This is a genomic window from Paenibacillus sp. FSL R5-0519, assembly GCF_037974275.1.
In the GTDB taxonomy this organism is placed as follows: domain Bacteria; phylum Bacillota; class Bacilli; order Paenibacillales; family Paenibacillaceae; genus Paenibacillus.
This window is the reverse complement of the sequence record NZ_CP150234.1, coordinates 2,446,737-2,464,879: the sequence shown is the minus strand read 5'-3', so window position 1 is coordinate 2,464,879 and position 18,143 is coordinate 2,446,737. Positions and strand designations below refer to the sequence as shown.

The window sequence follows — 18,143 nt, the reverse complement described above, 5'->3', positions numbered from 1 at the left end:
GCCTCGGAGCAGAGGTTGTCGCTTTTCCGTTTATATATCGAGTCCTTCCGTTCTGCTCAAAGAGTTGACGTGTGCACCGATGTAAGTTTGTTCGGATTAACGACGAGATAAATGCCCACAATCCGCTCCCCGGAAGAGTCCAATTCCAAACAGAGCACCTCGGACAATCGTCCTTCTTTCATCAATGCAAGTTGAAGCTCACCATTGATCCACATCGGTACCCATTCTCTTTCACGCAATCGCGTAAGGACCCGCCGTGAGGTCAGAAGGGCAAGCACGCCTTTGTGAACGCTCATCGTTCTCATCACAGTATGCACAACGCCACCGCCATCTGCTGTAAATATAGGCTGATCTGCTAGTAACTCGAGCATCGCAGCGACATCATAACGAAGGAAAGCCGTTGTAAAACGGCTGATTAATTCACCCTTCGCTATCATATCAGCATCACTCTGCTCAATTGGTGGAAGTTTTTCAGGCAAGTTCCGTCTGGCGCGGCTAAAGATTTGACGGCAGTTACTCTCCGTTTTACCCAGCCAATCCGCTATTTCGGAATAATCATACTGGAACGCTTCACGAAGTACAAAAACAGCACGTTCAACAGGCGAGAGCCGCTCCAACATGACCAGATAGGCATAGGAAATCATCTCTTTCTTCTGCATCGTTTCCTCAGGTATGTTTCCCGCCTTACTGTCTGCTATCGGTTCCGGAAGCCACTCTCCAACATAATTTTCCCTTTGGTTGCGGGCAGAATTGAGCAGGTTCAAACTTCGGTTCACAACCAGTTTGGCAATGTAGGACTTGGGATTGCGAATAGCCTGAGCAGACGTGCTCTGAATTCCCGTGAAACAATCCTGCACAATATCTTCAGCTTCTACCACACTGCCGAGCATGCGATAAGCGATTGAAAATGCATAATTTTTATACTGTATATACAGCTCACCAACATCCAGAGAAGACACTTCTGGTTCATTGGCGTGGAGATTGGAATTCATAAGAATGGCCTCCTCTGGCAATGGTGCATGTATTTTAGTTAAAGCAGCCCGGATACATGCCGGTTGTAATCGCAATCCGGTTCCAGTTGTTAATCGTGTTAATGGCCAGGATCAGATCCACCAGCTCGGATTCACTGAAATGTTCACGAACCTTATCGTACAACGCAAGGGGTACACCATGTTCCGAGATACAGGTCACCGCCTCAGCCAGCTCCAGCATAACACGTTCTTGATCTGTGTAGAAAGACACTTCACGCCACACACTCAGCAATAGAATATGATCCGCATAATCACCCAGTTTCATCAGATCTTTGGCATGCATATCTAGACAAAAGGCACAGCCATTGATCTGGGACACACGGATTTTTAACAACTCATACAATACTTTATTCTCGAATTGCCCGGATATATACTGCTCCATCGCCATCATCGCTTTAAAAGCGCCTGGACTCACTGCTCTGTAGTTGGTTCTTAAATTCATTTCATTCGCCTCCATCATTTGGTTTACATACTGTAGACAAACGACGGCCGGGATCTGTGACATACTTTACGAAAATCTTTTTATTCCCACAAGAATGATTGCTCAACTAACAGATATTACACTGAGATTCTAACAAAACATCTCCATACAGCCATCCATCAGTTAAAGAAATAACATGCCTAGAAGTTGTTTTCTCCCCCTACAGATAACATATGATGTAAAGTAAACTCGAAAATTTCCGTGTTCATGTACGGTTTTTGCTGTATCGTTTGTGATTTCAACCAAAAATAGGTTGGATATATTGATACTTTGACTATAAGAGTAGTAACATACGGCTAATAAAGTTAACTTTTCTAACATAATAAAGAGAAATGTTTATTCATATTGGTAAGGAGTGTTTTTACTATGATAACTTCCAACGCAAACCCTAATACGTCCGAATTGCCTAGAGGTTGTACATTCACCGCTGAAGACTGGCATGTATTATCACAATATTGGTATCCGGTAGCACAAGCTACCGAAGTAACAGACAAACCACTTGCTGCTCAATTACTCGATGTGAAGCTGGTTCTCTATCGTAGTAATGATCAGGTTGTCGTAGCCAAGGATCTTTGTTTTCACCGCGGGGCCCCACTTAGCAAAGGCTGGGTAGAAAATGGCGAGATTGTCTGCCCTTATCACGGCTTCCGTTATAATTGTGAGGGTAAATGTACCGCAGTACCTGCACACCCAAGCTCCAAGATCTCGCCTAAGCTCAAACTTATCGTGTATCCCGCAGTTGAACGTTATGGTTTAATCTGGACCACTTTGGCGGGAACGGAAGAACAGATCCCCTCCTTCCCTGGATGGGATGATCCGGAATATATCAATATTTTGCCACCCAACTTTGATATTGCCGGTTCTTCTGGGCGACAAATGGAGGGATTCCTCGATGTATCCCATTTTGCCTATGTGCATACGGAAACGTTTGGTGACAAAAACAACACAGAAGTCCCTCAATACAAAGTGAAACGTGAAGGTAATGAGTTACTGGCCGAGTATTGGAGTACGGTGAGCAACTATGGCAAAGGGCAAGATCTTGTTGCTCCAGAAGGTTTCCAATGGTTGCGTGAGTTTCGGGTATTCCCGCCTTTTGCGGCTTCGCTGACGGTACATTTCCCAGGCGACGACAAGCTCAATATTCTGAATTGTGCTTCGCCGATCTCTGCTCGGTATACCCGTCTATTCTGTCCAATCACACGCAATTTTGACAAAGACGCTCCGATTGAAGACACAATCAAGTTTAATTTGCAGGTATTCGAAGAGGACCGCGAGATGGTCGAGTCACAGAAACCGGAGGATCTGCCCCTAGATCTGCATGCCGAGGCCCACATTCCCGCTGACCGTACTTCAATTGCTTATCGGCAATTACTAACGGAAATTGGTTTGGGACGAAATTACACATCGTAAGTAGATGTCTCAGATTCTTTAGATTTCTGGGTACGCTTCTAATCCTTGATTAAGACGCCTACCATTCGTTAGCGCCTCATGCGTAGCTCTAAACATGGCTTTCCGCTAGTATGAAGACACCTGCAATCAAGAAAAAAGAAGCGTTCGCCAAGGAACGCTTCTTTTTCTATACCTTATTTAACTGAAGTACCTATGTGTACTATATAAACTTTGCCTAATAAACCGTCATCTTTCCTCTTGATTATTCGTATTCACAGGAAGCTCTCTATAATACGGACAACCCGGTTCGTGGATGATACGTGGATCAACCCAAGTACCCCAGTATGGAAGACGGTTTACGTAAGGTTGCATATTGGGCTGAGCATTGGGCGGCATGTTTGGTTGCATGTTTGGTTGTACATTAGGCATTACGTACGGCTGATGATTCACATTCGGAGCACTGTTAGAGATAGGGGCAGTGGACGTCATACAATCTGCCGGCGGGCCAATAATCACTGTTTTTTGAATTGGGGCCAGCGCTTCTTGAACTTTTTTCTCGTCCAGACAGTACGTATAAGCCAGAAGTTTGTCAGGTGTAAGTCGCAAGATGTCTGAGCCAAATATCGCTTCAGGCACGGGTGCATCGAAGATCGCCAGTAAATGCGTTTGATCTGCCGTAGCCACTTCATAATGCCACCAGCCTTGAGGTACATTCGCCACTTGCCCCGGAGTAATTGGGAAATGAAGCAACTCATTGGTGAACGGATTGATGAGGGACACAACGGCAGAACCGCTGATGCAATATACCAGTTCGGTTGCATTCTGATGAATATGTGGTTCAACCACATTGCCTGTGTTGAGGAAAATATCCAGTAAGGAAGTATTGCCCAGTGTGTTTAACTGGTTGATGGAGAGAGAGTTAATATAGTTGTCCTCATCCTTCTTAAATAACGGATTGTTGCTTAAATCGTAAGTAAATTGGGTGGTTGGTAAAGTATAATCCATGGTTGAGGTTGCCAAAATAAAACGCCTGCCCTTCGCTCTCGGTTTAGGTCATAACCTATATATCAGCTTATGCCCAGCGCCCAGAGACGTGAGCCCATTTCTGCCAAGTTTTTATCGCATAACAAATATCCCTGACTCGGATACACGGAGCAGGGATATTTGGCTATTATAATTCTTCTTTGTCGGAGATGTCCTCCCAACTGATCCCTAATGGAGTGCTGTCCAGATTTACACTCTGAAGCCAGGTCATTCGCTTGACTATGTCCGGCATTCCTTCGATTAAACTATTCGTTATACTCAGATACCGCAGTTTCTTCAACTGCTCCAGCTCGGGTGGGATTTCACGAATGCCAGAGTAACTTATATCCAGACTCACAAGTTCACTCAATTCGCCAATCTCGGCTGGAATATGTTTCAGACCCAGATCCGACTTCTCCTTTGGCTTCCACCCGGTAGGAACATGATAAGAACTACCGCAATAAATTCTAAGCTCTCGAAGTTGTTTCAATTTTCCAATGTCTTGGTGAATACCTTCCAAATCCGCTGTCATGATCTCCAATTCTTCCAATGATGTCAGTTCAAAAAGGGCTGGAGGAAGCGTATATACATCCTGCTCAAAAATCGTCAAACGTTTCAAATGCGTCAACTCCCGAATTCGTTCCGGAATCTCTTTCAAGAAATGTGAACTAATATTCAGCACATCAGTCTGATGTATGATAGCATCGTCCAACAGTCGATGAATATCTCTCTGACGATCTAACTCGAAGAACAAGCCTGGAATACGCTCCATTAGCTCAATTGCTTCTTCTTGTGTAATGTGCATGCCATACATATGCTCATGAGCAACCGTGTAGAAGTAATCGCTCCCATCCTCTTTCAGAAAACAAAGATCATCCGGCAATGACGGATATAACCAGTCATGAAAGCGATTGGCTTCCTCCTTAAGGACCTGCCCGGAATCAGGCGTGCACCGATATATGTAATAGATGCCCTCTGAGTACATCGCGCCACTATGCATCATCATTTCTTCCATCGTACTCTTTTCAATCAGATACGGCTCAAGTCTTTGTAACACTTTGGCAACCCTCTCAGGTGTATCTCCCTCAACATACTTTCGGTCAGCCAGCATAAAACGATCTGTCTTCTCGATCAATTCGTCAATCAACAGTTCATAGGCAGTTCCACTTGGATCGGTGTGAAAAGCTACAGCTACCATAGGTTCCCCCTCATGACTCTATATTGATTAATCTTCAATCTGCTGTATCACCTGCAACCACTGTGGCATAGGCTGATATCATCAATCCAGTTATTGGAGGCTTGTTACATGGCATACGGCCCTGGTTCAGTATCATCCCCGCAACCTGCGGGTTATCCTTACCCTTATTATCCACCACCACCGCCACCTTATCCTTACCCTTACCCCTACCCATACCCGCCCGTCGTTCCTGTTCCACTGCCATTTCCGATCGGTGGTCCTTGGTGGCATGGTGGCTATCCCGGCGGTGGTTACCCCGGTGGACACCCTGGTCATTTCCCAGGAGGTAGCTATCCCGGCGGGCCTCACGGCGGGCCAAGTGGTCCAGGTGGACACGGAGGACCTCCAGGCGGAGGATTTCACGGACATCGTTTCTTTCAGTGGTAAACAATGTGATTCATTCAAAGTCCAGGTTCAGATCAGATGAAGAAGCTGCTTCAGCAGCTTCTTTATTCATCTCGAACTATCCTCTAATCGTTTAGAGCTAATATGTGATCTCATCCATCACCTTCAGATTTCGGTTCGACATGCTGAGGAGATCCGTGAAGGTAGGGGTTAGATAATAGACAAAATCAGGATCATGCACGTACATAATAATCTGCCCATACGTTCCCTCCTCCGTTGGATCGAAATCGAGCATCAGATATAATGAACCTCCTGCGATCGTTGCAAATGGAATCCATGGTTTATGGAACAGGTATGGCTTGATCTCCGGGTCCAACTGGCTGATCTCTTCCGCAGAATAATACTCTTCCAGCTTCTCATCCACTTCACAGAAATATTGTTTGGTCTCTCGAATCTCTTCCAATGACATCAGATAAAATGGCGTACAACGCCCCGTCTCAGCATCACCTGGGTACAACACATGCAACCCGTAGCCACTGCCATCTTTGCCTTTGTAAAAAGTACGAAAATCAGCAGGAAATCTAATTCCATACTCCTTTTCGAACAAATCGAGACTTTCTTCGTATGCCCCATCCCGATGCTGATACTCTTCAAACAAATGGCGAATCTCTTGATCCTGTATTTTTTCATCAAGCAATCGATTCAGCTCGTCCATAAGTACGTTTAATGTTACTTTCGACTCCGGTTTCACTAGGCCTCCCCTTTCTTAGCTCCGCCATTCCCTTCTTGCATATATTGATGATATTCCCAGAATGCTTCTTCCTCTCCACCACCCTCGATCAGGATCATGACTGCGTAAGATAACACATTAAGCCATTGTTCCATCAACACTACCTGCTCGTCCGAGATGAGATTGTTTCTGCGGAGCATGCCCTCGGGTTCAACAGCCCAGGCACGTGCCATGTGAGTAATTCCCCATAGACAAGTTATTACTTCCCGATCCAGTGTAGGCCGCGCAAGTTCTGGTGCCAGAACCCGTAATATCTCCATCAATTCATGAAAATTCTCCTCAATCAAATGTCCGCGAAAGGGACGCAGACTGCCAATAAAACCGTTCTCCATCTTGGGATGACTCAGATCATCATAGGAAAAAGCATGACATTTTAATAACATTACTGCCTCTTCACGTTCCATGCCTTCACCCCTAACCATCTCATCAAGCTACCTCACCAGCGTAGAGGTTCTTCTCCACGCCACAACACATACCGCTCCAACTCACGCAGTGTACCTGTACCGATCCCATACTCGTCCATCTCGTTGGAATGAAGATTGAGCACATGCAACATGCCACCATAGGTACCTACTGCCAGCTTGGACTGCTCAGGGGATACAGCCAGAGAATAGATCGTACTGCCCACAAAATGACGCCATTCTTCCTCACCCTCGCCATTCACACAGTACAGGTAACCATATGCATCTCCAAGCACCATTCCCGCCTCTATTTCCACTGCCGCATACACACGTGCATTCTCATCCATCACTGGCCAATCTTCCTTCGTTTCGTTGTCTGCAATTGATTCCAGCGGGACCTGTATCGTGACCCCGTTATAGAAATGACATGCGTTAAACCAGACGCTCTGCTTAGAATTCATGAATGCGGCATAATGAGGGTAACTCGATTCCGGATAGAGGGAGTAAGTCTTGTTCACCTGACGGTCCATCACCATATGATTACTCCCTTGGCTACCATAGGCAATCCATCGGCCATCCCGAGATACCGCTGCATGTCCCATATCTATCTGTGTATCCTCTAACTCATACTCTTCGATCTCTGCCAGATCGGGATGAAGCAAGGTCACCTCAGCTTGTGTGACCAGATATATCCCATATCGTGATTGTATGAGTAGTGCTCTGCCTGCATCCATAGGGATAAGTCCCTCAAGTGTCCGTTCGGGATGCTCACAGTCCGCAAGCGATTCAATCCGAGGTAAGGACGACTGTATCCGGGCTTGAATATCCTCCCACCGATATGTTGCCAACTCCTGCCCTTCCAACCTGCGATCAGGCTGACGAATGACACGAATCCCATCCGGTCCTGCAAGCGCATAGTCCAATCCGTCTGATGAACACCCTGCAAAAGTATACGAAGAAATCAACTGCCATCCGTGCTGATCCATCGTATAGACCTGACCCTTGTCCGTGAAGATACCCGTATTACATACACACGTTTCTTCGTTCAAATAACCTGCAACATTAACCGCTTGCATGGAAGCCTGAAAGGCCTCGCTAAATGGCCATGTTGCTGCTGGCAATTCACGTCGGAGCACCTCTAGGTCACCTTGGAGATTGGCCTGTCTCACCATATGGAACACTTTAGCACTCATCGCGCTTCTGGAGTCTCCCTCCAGCTCGGATTCATCTGGTTGCTCTCCCTCCATGCTTCTCCGTACAAATGCATTGACATCCCTTGCATAACGCTTGCCTTCATTGCGCCATTGTTCCGCGATGTCTTCCTTTAACCAACTCATCTGTTCCCCTCCACCCTAACCTATTCATATGCCGTGCAATGATGTGCTTGCAAAAACAGACTGATATCGTTATCTGTGGCCTCTTCAGTACCTCTTTTTTCTTCATAAAACAAGGCAACTTCTCTCCCCGTTGCATAGTTAAAACGTACATATCCGCCCATTGACGCCATAAACAGCTTGCACATGTATTCATTCTCCAACACAGCATCCCACACGTATTCCGTTTTACACTTCTCCGCCAGAGCCTTCATTGAAATTCCCTGTTCCAGACCTGTAAAGTGGTAAAACGTATGTTTCCGTAGCTCATTCCACGGTTCATAGTATCGAGGCATTATCGGTGTATTCTGATGGTAATACCCACAATAGATCCGATCCAGCGTTTGGCCAAATTCAGTCTCCGAACATGTCCATAAGGTGATATTCTCATCATGACGCGGTAGCCATAACAGTCCCTCAACTTCCGGATGAACAGCAACGAAATCTCCATCTACAGAACTGCCGATGGTAATGCAATGCTCAAGTTGATGCTGACTTATAGGCGATTCATCCGTATGTATCCAAAAATCATATTCAACAAAAGGCTTCAACACTTCCGGGTCCGGTCTTTGCACATTCATCCAGCCCGTGTATGTGCCTTCCCCATATTGTTCAATCCAGTTACAGTATGACAAAGGTAGTGAGATGGCATGCTGTTGTTCAAAGTGATCCAATTCCTCTGCTGGAACCGGCTTAAGTGCACGGGATACGATATACATTGTTTTGGCATCTCCCATCTCAATTTGGTTCATTCGTTACAGATCTAAGCCAGTTCTTCCTGTACAATGTCAGTCCAGACCCCTTTACGATTCAGAATACGAATGGCAAAGGCATCATATCCATCACGTTTGACCTGATCAAAATGCATGCGCTCTCCCGTAATCAGTTCATATGCACCATTTTCATCTACATCTTCGCCGAACTCTTCATCCCAAGGCACATTGTAGTAGACCGTCAATTCCACCTCAAAGATGTCCTCTCCTTCAACATCCAGATAAGGGCGAAGAGGTCTGTCACGTAGTGTTTCTTCCGAATAGGTCTCACATAACATGGCATCATATCCGTGCTTGGCGGCATCAATGAGCAGGTAACGTTCACCTGTGACGGTATGCTCCGCATATACAAGAAGTGGTGTCGAATCATGCCAGGTAATCAGATCATCTTCCGTCAAGTCACCATAATAAAAAATATGGAATTTATCATGACCATCACTCGTTAGAAGCTTGCCTTTCCACTCCACTTCCTCGGACTTAACGTCCTCTTCTTTTCTTGTCAAACCTTCCAGATAAACAGGTCCGTGTTGTACACCATACTCATTCATCATCTCGCCTCCGATTTGTTCATTCGAATAGTAGCTACTTTGTGCTCCTCATCCACCGTCAGTTTCACATCGATGTTTAGCTTGTCACGGAATAGCGCCGTAATATTGATATAAGGATCGCGAGCAGCTTCGCTGCCACTCCCACTGGTACGGCTCATTCCCTGATGAATTATGGACTTCACCAATTCGTTATCCGCTTTGCCAGTATTATCGTAGGTATAGATGATCTGCCCATCCTGATCATACAGATTTAAGACCGTTGAGAAGTCATTGGCATTCTCGTACTTTCTCTCGGTCTGCACGTAGTTATGGTCCGTATGTTCATAGTTTACAGTACCATCCAGATAGGGATTGTCCCCACCGGGCTTCACTTCATACTCTCGATAGGCCAGATTAAACAGGTATTGGATATGACTCATATCGATCCGGTAATAAAACTGACGGTTGTCCTCTTGTTTATCCATCGCTGCAAAACTGTTAATCAGCGGCCAGGCTGCATAGGACTTGCCATTCACATCAACCGCGAGAGCATAGTCAGATAAAACTGTCTGTTTTTGAAATACACCATAAGTCTGTAAAATAAAATAAGCCGGAATCATCAACATACCCAGAATGATTGCAAAAATAGTTAATTTCAATCGTAGTTTCATGTTTTACTCTCCCTTGTAGCGTTAACGCTTCATCTTCGCTTTCAGTCTCATCCAGTCTTGTGCTGAAGCTTCGACAGTGTACGAACAACCACATCCCTGTTCTTCGCATCCTTAATATAAGCCGGAATACTATGTGAAGCTGTTCTTAAAGGCATATTTCCAGGTTTCTCACGCAGATCTGCGGAAACATAAGCAATGAGATAATTCAGGTGCTCCCGATTCACAGCCCATATTATTTTGCCTCTGAACTCATCCAGGAAGTATAGCTCCAACCCGAATACAGGATCTTTCCCTGCACGAATCTCGGAAAAACACCTTCCGTATGTCGATTTGGCATGTAATTCAACCTGATTAACAGCACCACAATGCGGACATTCCACATGCGTTGATCGGTGAGAAGTCTTCTTCCCGTCTGTGACTTCCACGTTAAACCAACGTTCACATACAGCACAATTCCCCTTGGCCTTATATTGATACACCGGTTCTTCAAGCGCTTGAGCGTAGCATTCAAAACACTTCCAACCCAGTTGATTGTTCCGTTGTTCTATAGATGCGTGCCCACCGCATTGGGGACATTTCACATCAACCTGCTCGCCCCTACGAAGTACCGCATAGAAACTGTACTTATACGCACCTTCATCTTCGAAACGTTTCATTCCGAATCCACCCTTCCTTCTGTAACTAAGATATACACAGCCTGAAAATACATAACATTTACCAATCCATCTCTCTAAAATTATATGTAACTCCGTTCCTCAGCACAAGAATGGAAGCCAGATTGTTGAAAATGGCTCTTATAAGACATACCCAAGTGTGTGCCCCGTCACACCAGCTCCTGCCTCAATAACGTAATCTATAACTAAATAAATACTGGATTGAAAGTATACCTGCTTTTTAGATTGTGAAAAACATCACTTATCAAAGGTTGTGCATCTATGTTTACCTTCATAAATGTATATAAATGGTCACTCTTATTCGCCATATTCACTGCAACTCTCTCTCACTGTAGTTCCACCGATACAATTAAACCTGTTCACAATGATGAAGTCTCCTCCTCTGTGGCCAGTCAACCCCCGGTGGACCCAATCATTCGCAGAGAAGGAACTACGGTATATATTGAAATGACGGCTCAGGTTACAGACATCGAAATCTCCGAGGGTATGATCTACAACGCCTGGACATTTAATGGTACTGTTCCGGGACCCGTCCTGCGAGTGACCGAGGGGGATACCTTGGTGTTCACACTAAAAAATAAAGATTCGAGCTTGCCTCACTCCATGGATTTTCACGCGGTACATGCCGCTCCCAGCAGCAAATTTATAGATGTTATGCCAGGCGAGAAAGGAACGTTCACCTACCCAACCTCCTCGCCCGGTGTATTCATGTATCACTGTGGAACCAAACCAGTGCTGGCCCATATTGCGAACGGCATGTATGGCATGATTATTGTGGAGCCCAAGGCTGGATACCCTTCCGATCACTTGATTGATCGTGAGTATACCCTGGTTCAGAGTGAATGGTATAAAGAGCATGATTACGAATCTTTTTTGAACGAAGAACCTGAATATGTCGTATTTAACGGCAATGATTATGGATTGACCAAGCACCCCCTGCTAGCCAAAGTTGGCGATACAGTGCGGATCTATGTTAGCAATGCCGGGCCCAATGAAGTCTCATCCTTCCACGTTGTAGGTACAATTATGGACCGTGTATATACCGATGGGAATCCACGCAATATCCAGTATGGAATACAGACGGTTATGCTTCCTGCAAGTGGTGGAGCTGTCGTCGAGTTTACCGTGACCGAAGAAGGCGATTATGCGATCGTAACCCACCAGTTCAATCATGTAGCCAAAGGAGCTGCCGCTGTTCTGCGTGTGACCAAGGATGGTAAAGATCATGGTGGATTCGCCATGTCTCACTAAAGACATAACAATAGGTAATGGTTGTACCCATCCTGAACAATTTCGAGGTGATTATATGATGGTCTGTGCGCACGAAGCGAAGGATACCTGTTTCTCCAAAGTATCTCTGTTCCAGCATCTGGATGATTCCGAAGCTGCATTGCTGAGCTCCCTTCTGCATACCCGCCGATATAACAAAGGTGAGATGGTTGTCCAGGAGGGCGAACGCTCAGATAGGCTTAATGTGATTCATCAGGGATGTGTGAAGTTATCCAAATATAATGAAAATGGCAAAGAACATATTATCCGGTTTCTGTTTCCTGGAGATTTCTTCGGACAAGATTCCCTGTTACACCAAAAACCACATGCCGCGAACGCCGAAGTTCTGGAGCCTTCAGCCATCTGCTCCATCGGCAAGCATGATTTTGACCGGTTACTTGAACATGATCCAAAGCTTGCTTATCATTTCCTGCTTGCCATTTCCAATCTTCTGCGTGAAACCGATGAATGGAACAGCTCGCTTAGTGCCATGACAACGGAACAGAAGATTGCCAAGCTGCTTCTGTTCTTCCACAACCGAAATCATGCAAGGCATGAGATCCGTTTGCCTGTCTTCAAAAAAGACATGGCTCTATTACTTGGTATCACACCAGAGACGCTAAGTCGTAAACTCGCCATGATGCAAGCGCAGGGACTTCTTCAGGTTACAGGGAACTGTATTCTTATTCTTCAATTGGAACAGCTCAGGGAAAGAATTGAACCGCCAGCGTTAAGCCAATGAACATGGTAAGCAAGTTTGCAGGTACGAGCAGTCTGTCTATGCCAAAAAGAGTATCCGGACAGAAGGGCTTCTGTTTGGATACTCTTTCGTATGGTCGGTTCATTCAGATATCCAACAACAGTGACACAAGCAGTCCCATGGATGCAATCAATCCCACTACAGGCCCGCCCTCTTCAAAGGCTTCCGGCATCATTGTTGAGCAGATCATGGCAATAATTCCGCCACCTGCAAATGCACCAATCGCTGCACCCATCTCTTTGGGAAGCTGCTCCAGAAACAGATAGCCCCCCAGTGCCGCAAGAGCAGAGATCAACAGGACACTCAGCCACATCAGCATGATCTTACCGCGACTGTACTTGCCCTGTAACCCAACCGTACTGGACAGACCTTCAGGGATGTTGCTGACAAAGATCGATACCACCAGGACTACACTGATACCGTTGCCAGCCAGCAAGCTGGCTCCAAGCATGATGGATTCCGGGATCGCATCCATTACCGTTCCTGCAAAGATGCCAAGGCCGCTTTGATTGGAGTCTCCCGACTTTGCCGAACGTTTACGCCCTGCCCCTCCCTTTGCAGAAACGAGCAGGTCAAACAGCGTATACACAACAGCCCCCGCCGTAAATCCAATGGCTGTGGGTATAATACCTCCATCATTCAGCGCATCTCCGAGAAGTTCAAAGGTTGCTGCACCAATTAATGTTCCTGTTCCAAATGCCATGATCCAGCCAATGATTCGTTTGGGAATCTTCACAAACAATGCTGCGAGTGCGCCAATGACTACCGCTGAGGCAGAGATGCCGCCCCACATGAATGCAGTCCACATCCGGGTCGACCCCTCTCTTGTTCAATCATATTCTATCTTTTATCATTCCATTAACCTTGGATCAGCTCTCGAAAACAATCCTATGACTTTGTGACCTATATCACCTGTTATGTGCAAAAATAACGCTATGATAAAATGATGTCGTAGTTCAGAAATATGAGCACAGAGAGGAGAGATTCTCATGAGCAGGGTAAACAAAGATACAACAGCGGAGTTTCTACAACAGTTCCCCATCTTCCAGGATCTTAGCCCCGAGGAATTAAAGCAAGTCGAAGACATCGCCATTTCCAGAAGCATTCAGAAAAAATCGGTTATTTTTAGCGAAGGAAGCGAAAAAGAAGCTGTTTTTTTCATTCGTACCGGCATTGTAAAGGCCTACAAAACCGATGAGAACGGGCATGAACAGATCGTCTCTTTCCTCAAAACAGGAGATATGTTCCCACACACCGGTTTTTTTAACACCCACCCCTACCCGGCTACTGCGGAAGCAATTACCCCTACCGAGCTACTGGCCATACCTGTGCGGCTTTTCGAACGATTAATGTTGAGTACACCCTCCATTGCGATCAAAATTATGCGTGTGCTCGGTGATAAAATACGAGAATTGCAAGATAAGTTGCAGGTGCTCTCTGGTCAGGATGTGCGCAATCGTGTTCTTTCCTTCCTTCTTATGCTCGCAGAGCAGCACGGACACAAACATGAAGAACATATTGTCATCAATCTGCCCATGACACATCAGGAGTTTGCCAATTCCATTGGTACAACCAGGGAAACAGCAAATCGTCTTTTGAACCAGCTTACAAAAGAGAATCTGCTCGAAGTGGATCGCAACCGGATTATAATTCATGATTTGCAAGCTTTGAAGCAGCAAAGGGATACTTGATCTCCCTGCACCCAGGCTACTTTGTTTTTGGCCCACACTCTAACAATAAACTGTGTTTACACAAAGAGACCTTAGCGCCCGTAACCCACGTTAAGGTCTCTTTGTGTATGCAGAATTCAGTCATATTAAGGCGAGACAATGACATTACAAATATGTGAGCAGGCTCACACAGCCCTATCCTCACGTTTTCTATAATCAAATTGTACCACCCACTATCCCTATTTGGAGGAATTACACATGAACACATACACAGCAACCATTAATGCCACGGAGTATGCACCGCATTTGAAACATAAAGTGATTTTCGAAACGTTTGATCAGTTGCGACCACAGGAATCCATGCTGCTCATTAACGATCACGATCCAAAGCCACTTCGATTCCAGTTCCAGTCCACACATCCGGATGGTTTCAACTGGGAATATATTGAGCAGGGCCCTACAACCTTCCAGGTCAAAATCAGCAAACTATAGATTGGAGCTGAACCGCTATGGCGCACGTTGAAATCATTGATGATACTACACTTCGCATCACGCTACGGCTGGAAGATGCCATAACCATGGTGCAGATGGCACAGCGTGAACAGGCCGAATATGCGCAAGAGATTATTACCATTTACGAAAAAATGCCAGTGTTCGAATATACTCATTTCTGTTTTTACGCCTATGACAGTGCAAGACTATTTGAACAGATGCTCGGCATGGACCCCAAATCTTATCTGTCCTTCTCCCTCGATGCGCCGGAGTCATTCTTCTATGCGCTGTACGGTGGAATGGCGGCCCTGTATGAATCATCTCTACAGTTGGTACAGCAGGTGAATGTAGCCAGTGTAGGATCGGATGTGAATGCACATGTCTCCATCTGATGTTCATATTGTTGAATTGGATGTGCGTCCTCATCTGAGTAAAAAGCTGGAGCCGTTTCAGCTAATCATGGACACGGTCAGAGGCCTTCAGCATGAAGATGTGTTTGTACTACACGCTCCATTCAAACCAACACCACTGCTCGGTATTCTCAAGCTGAAGGGGTATTCCAGTACATCTGAACGCAGAAGTTCAGATCACTGGGTTACCACGTTTGTGCACAAAAAAAACAAAACGGGTGCAGCAGCTTGTTCTGCAGTGGTTTTATCTGGGTCGGAAGTTAATTCGGAACCCGATTCAGACGAAGAATCCGCTTCATGCCATGGACATCCGGAAGAACAAACTGTAGCCATTGAAAACACGGAACCTCCACAATCTCCCACCGTTATACTGGACAATCGCGGATTGGAACCACCACAACCCATGATCCGAACACTTGCCGCACTGGAGCGTTGCAAACCTGGGGAAATTGTGCTGATTCACAATGACCGTGTACCTGTATTCCTGATTGAAGAGTTGAACAATCTCGGTTGCACCTACACGGTTGAAGATCAAACCGATGGCACAGCCAAAGTGAGAATTGAAAAAGGGTAAGGAGGCGAAAGCCATGTCCAGGTTGCCGTTTCTTTTTATCATCACGGGCATCTTGGGATTTGTAATGTATCATGCCTTCTCCCTGCTCTCGCTGACAGGCTGGCTTGGTGATGAACTCAGAGGACCCGAAGGCTGGTTTCATGCTCATTTGTTTGTGCTTGGATGGGCAACGATGCTGGCTATGGGTGCGATATATCAGTTGATACATGTTATTTTGCAATCCAATATCTATAGTCTGTTTCTCGGTTATTGTCATTATTTCTTGTTCAGTATCGGTATCGTGGGCATGTTATATGGCTTCATTCATGCTGATGTCATCTGGATTGCCGGTTCTGCTGCACTCGCGCTCTCTGGCATTCTGTTGTTCGGATGGAATATGGCTATTACCCTCTTCCGGGCTTCACAATGGAATCCGGTAACGATCAGCGCAGCTTGTTCCTGTCTTTATCTGGTTCTTACCGGGTTGTCCGGTATGCTGATGGGTCTGAATTTTGCCTTTGGTGATTGGAATGAGTTGCATGAACGCTTGTTCGGCGCACACATCTGGATGGGTACACTCGGCTGGTTTGGCATGTTAATTACCGGCTTCAGTTACAAAATGCTGCCCATGTTCTACCTGTCCCACAATTATTCCATTGGATTACAGAAAGTGGTTCTGGTTCTGTGGAACGCAGCTGTAATCACAGGCGTTGTTGCATTTCTCACTGGGCTCAAGGGAGGTTGGCTCTGGTTCGCGCTACTTTTCCTTACCGCAGCCTTACTCGTCTATGTGTATCACTTGGAGCAAATTCAGGAGAAACGACACAAAAGCAACCCAGGTCCGGGGATTCGCTGGTCTGTGTATATAAGCCGTGCGTTGGCTGTATATGCTGTAGCCCTACTGATCTATTCCTCGCAAGGGACTGAGCTGCTGCTCCATCCACGTGTTGTTCTGTTGTCTGGATGGATATATCTCGGGGGCTGGGTATCTCTCACCATACTTGGCTATGCCTCCAAAATCGTGCCTTTTCTGTGGTGGACCCACAAATATGGCAAGCAGGCTGGCAGACCCGGAACACCGCTGATGGCAGGTATGCTGAGTGAACGGTATGTCCATTGGGGTATGCTCGCCATGGTGGCTGGAAGCCTGCTGCTTGTCAGTGGAATTCTGATTAATCTGGCGGAGGTCATGATGGTTGGTGGAACGATTTTGTCTCTTGTCTCCATCGTTTATATCGCAAATATTGCTTTGGTATTCAGACGTTAACATTATGAAATCGATCGGAGCGTGGAAAAGGTGGAACAAACGACGCATTTACTCGAATGTCTCAAGGAAGTGTATGACCCTGAATTAGGTGTCAATATCGTTGACTTGGGTCTGGTGTATGAAGTAAGAGAAGAACCTGAACGAGTTTATGTGCGGATGACGCTGACTACACCAGGTTGTCCGCTGCACGATACCATCGTTGGTGCGGTGAAGTGGGTTTTGCAGGAAAATACGGGCAAGACTGATATTGATGTTCAAGTCGTGTGGGAGCCACAGTGGTCTCCACAGCGGATGTCGAATGAAGCCAAGGAAATGCTGGGATACTTCTAGGCCGAATGACGATAGACAGGATGAATGAACAAGTTGCTGACGGAATATGAAAAAGCATACCTGATATCTGATGTTCTCTCAGACCCAGGTATGCTTTTTATTACGAAGGATTGACTTGCACTGGATCGTCTCCTACGACATGGCCTTGTAGGACACATGCAGTGATTTTTGGATAAAAAAATAAATAAGGAAACTCCAGAATAGAGTTCCCCCTTATATTAGTGCCGATCAGTGAATCATTGTATCTATTCCTTGATAATAACTCTTAGATGTCCTTTGCATACGATGCTGCTGGTACTTTATTTAACACCACGAACAAACGAACTTCCTGTTCTCCTGTATTACGGAATGCGAACTCTACCTCGCCGCCGCAATGGATTACATCCTCTTGATTCACCACTTGTTCTTCACCATCCAGAATAAGTGTGCCTGTGCCTTCGACCACCAGCAGAATAACGTCTGTGCCCGGATGTTGATGGACGGGAAGCTCTTGTCCTGGCAGAAAATGAAGGACAAAGGTCACTCCCCCACCCTGTTGGAATAATACCCGTTTCGTAAAACGATCCTCGCTGAATGTTTTGACTTCTTGCAATGACGTCATACTCATGATTAATCTTCCTCCCCGATAATATAATCTGTGAATACATTCATCTTATCGCAAGAAAGCCCGCATTTCC

23 protein-coding genes are annotated in these 18,143 nt (G+C 45.9%); 10 read left to right on the top strand and 13 right to left on the bottom strand.

What is annotated here, in order from left to right:
* Positions 1-56: 56 nt before the first annotated feature.
* Complete coding sequence (locus MKY73_RS11310) at positions 57-992, bottom strand: sigma-70 family RNA polymerase sigma factor (protein WP_339307469.1); 936 nt, start codon at positions 990-992, stop codon at positions 57-59.
* A gap of 34 nt (positions 993-1,026) precedes the next feature.
* Positions 1,027-1,473: a carboxymuconolactone decarboxylase family protein gene (locus MKY73_RS11305; protein WP_339307467.1), complete on the bottom strand. Its 447-nt coding sequence runs from the start codon at positions 1,471-1,473 to the stop codon at positions 1,027-1,029.
* A 405-nt stretch (positions 1,474-1,878) separates the two neighbouring features.
* On the opposite strand from MKY73_RS11305, the gene MKY73_RS11300 reads away from it, so the two are divergent.
* Positions 1,879-2,922, top strand: coding sequence for an aromatic ring-hydroxylating dioxygenase subunit alpha (locus MKY73_RS11300; protein WP_339256032.1), 1,044 nt, complete (start codon positions 1,879-1,881; stop codon positions 2,920-2,922).
* Between the two features lie 225 nt (positions 2,923-3,147).
* Here MKY73_RS11300 and MKY73_RS11295 read toward each other — a convergent pair whose 3' ends face one another.
* Together MKY73_RS11295 and MKY73_RS11290 are read right to left on the bottom strand one after the other, a co-directional pair.
* The gene (locus tag MKY73_RS11295) at positions 3,148-3,921 is read right to left on the bottom strand and encodes a cupin domain-containing protein (protein WP_339307465.1); all 774 of its coding nucleotides are present in this window, start codon (positions 3,919-3,921) and stop codon (positions 3,148-3,150) included.
* A 151-nt stretch (positions 3,922-4,072) separates the two neighbouring features.
* Positions 4,073-5,122 carry a leucine-rich repeat domain-containing protein gene (locus MKY73_RS11290; protein ID WP_339307463.1) on the bottom strand — a complete coding sequence of 350 codons (1,050 nt, stop codon included), beginning with the start codon at positions 5,120-5,122 and terminating at the stop codon, positions 4,073-4,075.
* Positions 5,123-5,230: 108 nt separating this feature from the next.
* Between MKY73_RS11290 and MKY73_RS11285 the strand changes: the two genes are divergently transcribed.
* The gene (locus MKY73_RS11285; RefSeq protein WP_339307461.1) at positions 5,231-5,548 is read left to right on the top strand and encodes a hypothetical protein; all 318 of its coding nucleotides are present in this window, start codon (positions 5,231-5,233) and stop codon (positions 5,546-5,548) included.
* 97 nt (positions 5,549-5,645) lie between these two features.
* On the opposite strand, the gene MKY73_RS11280 is transcribed toward MKY73_RS11285, so the two are convergent.
* The 7 genes from MKY73_RS11280 to MKY73_RS11250 are packed head-to-tail and all read right to left on the bottom strand — an operon-like array spanning position 5,646 to position 10,697.
* Positions 5,646-6,257, bottom strand: a complete 612-nt coding sequence (locus tag MKY73_RS11280; protein ID WP_339307459.1) for an SMI1/KNR4 family protein — start codon at positions 6,255-6,257, stop codon at positions 5,646-5,648.
* Complete coding sequence (locus tag MKY73_RS11275; RefSeq protein ID WP_339307457.1) at positions 6,257-6,700, bottom strand: hypothetical protein; 444 nt, start codon at positions 6,698-6,700, stop codon at positions 6,257-6,259. Before MKY73_RS11275 ends, MKY73_RS11280 begins: the two co-directional genes overlap by 1 nt.
* A gap of 32 nt (positions 6,701-6,732) precedes the next feature.
* Positions 6,733-8,034 (bottom strand): hypothetical protein, encoded by a 1,302-nt coding sequence (locus tag MKY73_RS11270; protein WP_339307455.1) that lies wholly within the window; start codon positions 8,032-8,034, stop codon positions 6,733-6,735.
* 20 nt (positions 8,035-8,054) lie between these two features.
* Positions 8,055-8,789: a hypothetical protein gene (locus MKY73_RS11265; protein ID WP_339307453.1), complete on the bottom strand. Its 735-nt coding sequence runs from the start codon at positions 8,787-8,789 to the stop codon at positions 8,055-8,057.
* A 44-nt stretch (positions 8,790-8,833) separates the two neighbouring features.
* Positions 8,834-9,394, bottom strand: a complete 561-nt coding sequence (locus tag MKY73_RS11260) for a hypothetical protein (RefSeq protein ID WP_339307451.1) — start codon at positions 9,392-9,394, stop codon at positions 8,834-8,836.
* Complete coding sequence (locus tag MKY73_RS11255) at positions 9,391-10,041, bottom strand: hypothetical protein (RefSeq protein WP_339307449.1); 651 nt, start codon at positions 10,039-10,041, stop codon at positions 9,391-9,393. Before MKY73_RS11255 ends, MKY73_RS11260 begins: the two co-directional genes overlap by 4 nt.
* Positions 10,042-10,088: 47 nt before the next feature.
* The gene (locus tag MKY73_RS11250; protein ID WP_339307447.1) at positions 10,089-10,697 is read right to left on the bottom strand and encodes a hypothetical protein; all 609 of its coding nucleotides are present in this window, start codon (positions 10,695-10,697) and stop codon (positions 10,089-10,091) included.
* A 279-nt stretch (positions 10,698-10,976) separates the two neighbouring features.
* On the opposite strand from MKY73_RS11250, the gene MKY73_RS11245 reads away from it, so the two are divergent.
* Positions 10,977-11,966, top strand: coding sequence for a multicopper oxidase domain-containing protein (locus tag MKY73_RS11245; RefSeq protein WP_339307445.1), 990 nt, complete (start codon positions 10,977-10,979; stop codon positions 11,964-11,966).
* The gene (locus tag MKY73_RS11240) at positions 11,941-12,726 is read left to right on the top strand and encodes a Crp/Fnr family transcriptional regulator (RefSeq protein WP_339307444.1); all 786 of its coding nucleotides are present in this window, start codon (positions 11,941-11,943) and stop codon (positions 12,724-12,726) included. Before MKY73_RS11245 ends, MKY73_RS11240 begins: the two co-directional genes overlap by 26 nt.
* Before the next feature lie 103 nt (positions 12,727-12,829).
* Here MKY73_RS11240 and MKY73_RS11235 read toward each other — a convergent pair whose 3' ends face one another.
* Positions 12,830-13,552 (bottom strand): ZIP family metal transporter, encoded by a 723-nt coding sequence (locus MKY73_RS11235; protein WP_339307442.1) that lies wholly within the window; start codon positions 13,550-13,552, stop codon positions 12,830-12,832.
* A gap of 181 nt (positions 13,553-13,733) precedes the next feature.
* On the opposite strand from MKY73_RS11235, the gene MKY73_RS11230 reads away from it, so the two are divergent.
* The 6 genes from MKY73_RS11230 to MKY73_RS11205 all read left to right on the top strand — a co-directional run bounded on the left by MKY73_RS11230 (position 13,734) and on the right by MKY73_RS11205 (position 17,466).
* The gene (locus tag MKY73_RS11230) at positions 13,734-14,435 is read left to right on the top strand and encodes a Crp/Fnr family transcriptional regulator (protein WP_339307440.1); all 702 of its coding nucleotides are present in this window, start codon (positions 13,734-13,736) and stop codon (positions 14,433-14,435) included.
* Between the two features lie 237 nt (positions 14,436-14,672).
* Positions 14,673-14,906, top strand: a complete 234-nt coding sequence (locus tag MKY73_RS11225; RefSeq protein ID WP_339234973.1) for a DUF2249 domain-containing protein — start codon at positions 14,673-14,675, stop codon at positions 14,904-14,906.
* 17 nt (positions 14,907-14,923) lie between these two features.
* Complete coding sequence (locus tag MKY73_RS11220; RefSeq protein WP_339307438.1) at positions 14,924-15,298, top strand: hypothetical protein; 375 nt, start codon at positions 14,924-14,926, stop codon at positions 15,296-15,298.
* Entirely contained in the window at positions 15,285-15,890 is a 606-nt protein-coding gene (locus MKY73_RS11215; protein ID WP_339307436.1) for a DUF2249 domain-containing protein, read from the top strand. The genes MKY73_RS11220 and MKY73_RS11215 overlap by 14 nt, the downstream gene beginning before the upstream one ends.
* Positions 15,891-15,903: 13 nt before the next feature.
* A complete protein-coding gene (locus tag MKY73_RS11210) occupies positions 15,904-17,136 on the top strand; it encodes a hypothetical protein (RefSeq protein ID WP_339307434.1) in 1,233 nt (410 codons plus the stop codon).
* 30 nt (positions 17,137-17,166) lie between these two features.
* Positions 17,167-17,466 (top strand): metal-sulfur cluster assembly factor, encoded by a 300-nt coding sequence (locus MKY73_RS11205; protein WP_339307432.1) that lies wholly within the window; start codon positions 17,167-17,169, stop codon positions 17,464-17,466.
* Between the two features lie 265 nt (positions 17,467-17,731).
* Here MKY73_RS11205 and MKY73_RS11200 read toward each other — a convergent pair whose 3' ends face one another.
* Positions 17,732-18,073, bottom strand: coding sequence for a cupin domain-containing protein (locus MKY73_RS11200; protein WP_339307430.1), 342 nt, complete (start codon positions 18,071-18,073; stop codon positions 17,732-17,734).
* Between the last annotated feature and the right edge of the window lie 70 nt (positions 18,074-18,143).

Coding starts and splice junctions, on each gene's coding strand:
- MKY73_RS11200 (WP_339307430.1), bottom strand. CDS start 18,073: ATGAGTATGACGTCATTGCAAGAAGTCAAAACATTCAGCGAGGATCGT.
- MKY73_RS11250 (WP_339307447.1), bottom strand. CDS start 10,697: ATGAAACGTTTCGAAGATGAAGGTGCGTATAAGTACAGTTTCTATGCG.
- MKY73_RS11235 (WP_339307442.1), bottom strand. CDS start 13,552: ATGTGGACTGCATTCATGTGGGGCGGCATCTCTGCCTCAGCGGTAGTC.
- MKY73_RS11255 (WP_339307449.1), bottom strand. CDS start 10,041: ATGAAACTACGATTGAAATTAACTATTTTTGCAATCATTCTGGGTATG.
- MKY73_RS11230 (WP_339307440.1), top strand. CDS start 13,734: ATGAGCAGGGTAAACAAAGATACAACAGCGGAGTTTCTACAACAGTTC.
- MKY73_RS11290 (WP_339307463.1), bottom strand. CDS start 5,122: ATGGTAGCTGTAGCTTTTCACACCGATCCAAGTGGAACTGCCTATGAA.
- MKY73_RS11275 (WP_339307457.1), bottom strand. CDS start 6,700: ATGGAACGTGAAGAGGCAGTAATGTTATTAAAATGTCATGCTTTTTCC.
- MKY73_RS11225 (WP_339234973.1), top strand. CDS start 14,673: ATGAACACATACACAGCAACCATTAATGCCACGGAGTATGCACCGCAT.
- MKY73_RS11260 (WP_339307451.1), bottom strand. CDS start 9,394: ATGATGAATGAGTATGGTGTACAACACGGACCTGTTTATCTGGAAGGT.
- MKY73_RS11285 (WP_339307461.1), top strand. CDS start 5,231: ATGGCATACGGCCCTGGTTCAGTATCATCCCCGCAACCTGCGGGTTAT.
- MKY73_RS11215 (WP_339307436.1), top strand. CDS start 15,285: ATGTCTCCATCTGATGTTCATATTGTTGAATTGGATGTGCGTCCTCAT.
- MKY73_RS11265 (WP_339307453.1), bottom strand. CDS start 8,789: ATGTATATCGTATCCCGTGCACTTAAGCCGGTTCCAGCAGAGGAATTG.
- MKY73_RS11300 (WP_339256032.1), top strand. CDS start 1,879: ATGATAACTTCCAACGCAAACCCTAATACGTCCGAATTGCCTAGAGGT.
- MKY73_RS11210 (WP_339307434.1), top strand. CDS start 15,904: ATGTCCAGGTTGCCGTTTCTTTTTATCATCACGGGCATCTTGGGATTT.
- MKY73_RS11240 (WP_339307444.1), top strand. CDS start 11,941: ATGGTGGATTCGCCATGTCTCACTAAAGACATAACAATAGGTAATGGT.
- MKY73_RS11305 (WP_339307467.1), bottom strand. CDS start 1,473: ATGAATTTAAGAACCAACTACAGAGCAGTGAGTCCAGGCGCTTTTAAA.
- MKY73_RS11310 (WP_339307469.1), bottom strand. CDS start 992: ATGAATTCCAATCTCCACGCCAATGAACCAGAAGTGTCTTCTCTGGAT.
- MKY73_RS11270 (WP_339307455.1), bottom strand. CDS start 8,034: ATGAGTTGGTTAAAGGAAGACATCGCGGAACAATGGCGCAATGAAGGC.
- MKY73_RS11220 (WP_339307438.1), top strand. CDS start 14,924: ATGGCGCACGTTGAAATCATTGATGATACTACACTTCGCATCACGCTA.
- MKY73_RS11245 (WP_339307445.1), top strand. CDS start 10,977: ATGTTTACCTTCATAAATGTATATAAATGGTCACTCTTATTCGCCATA.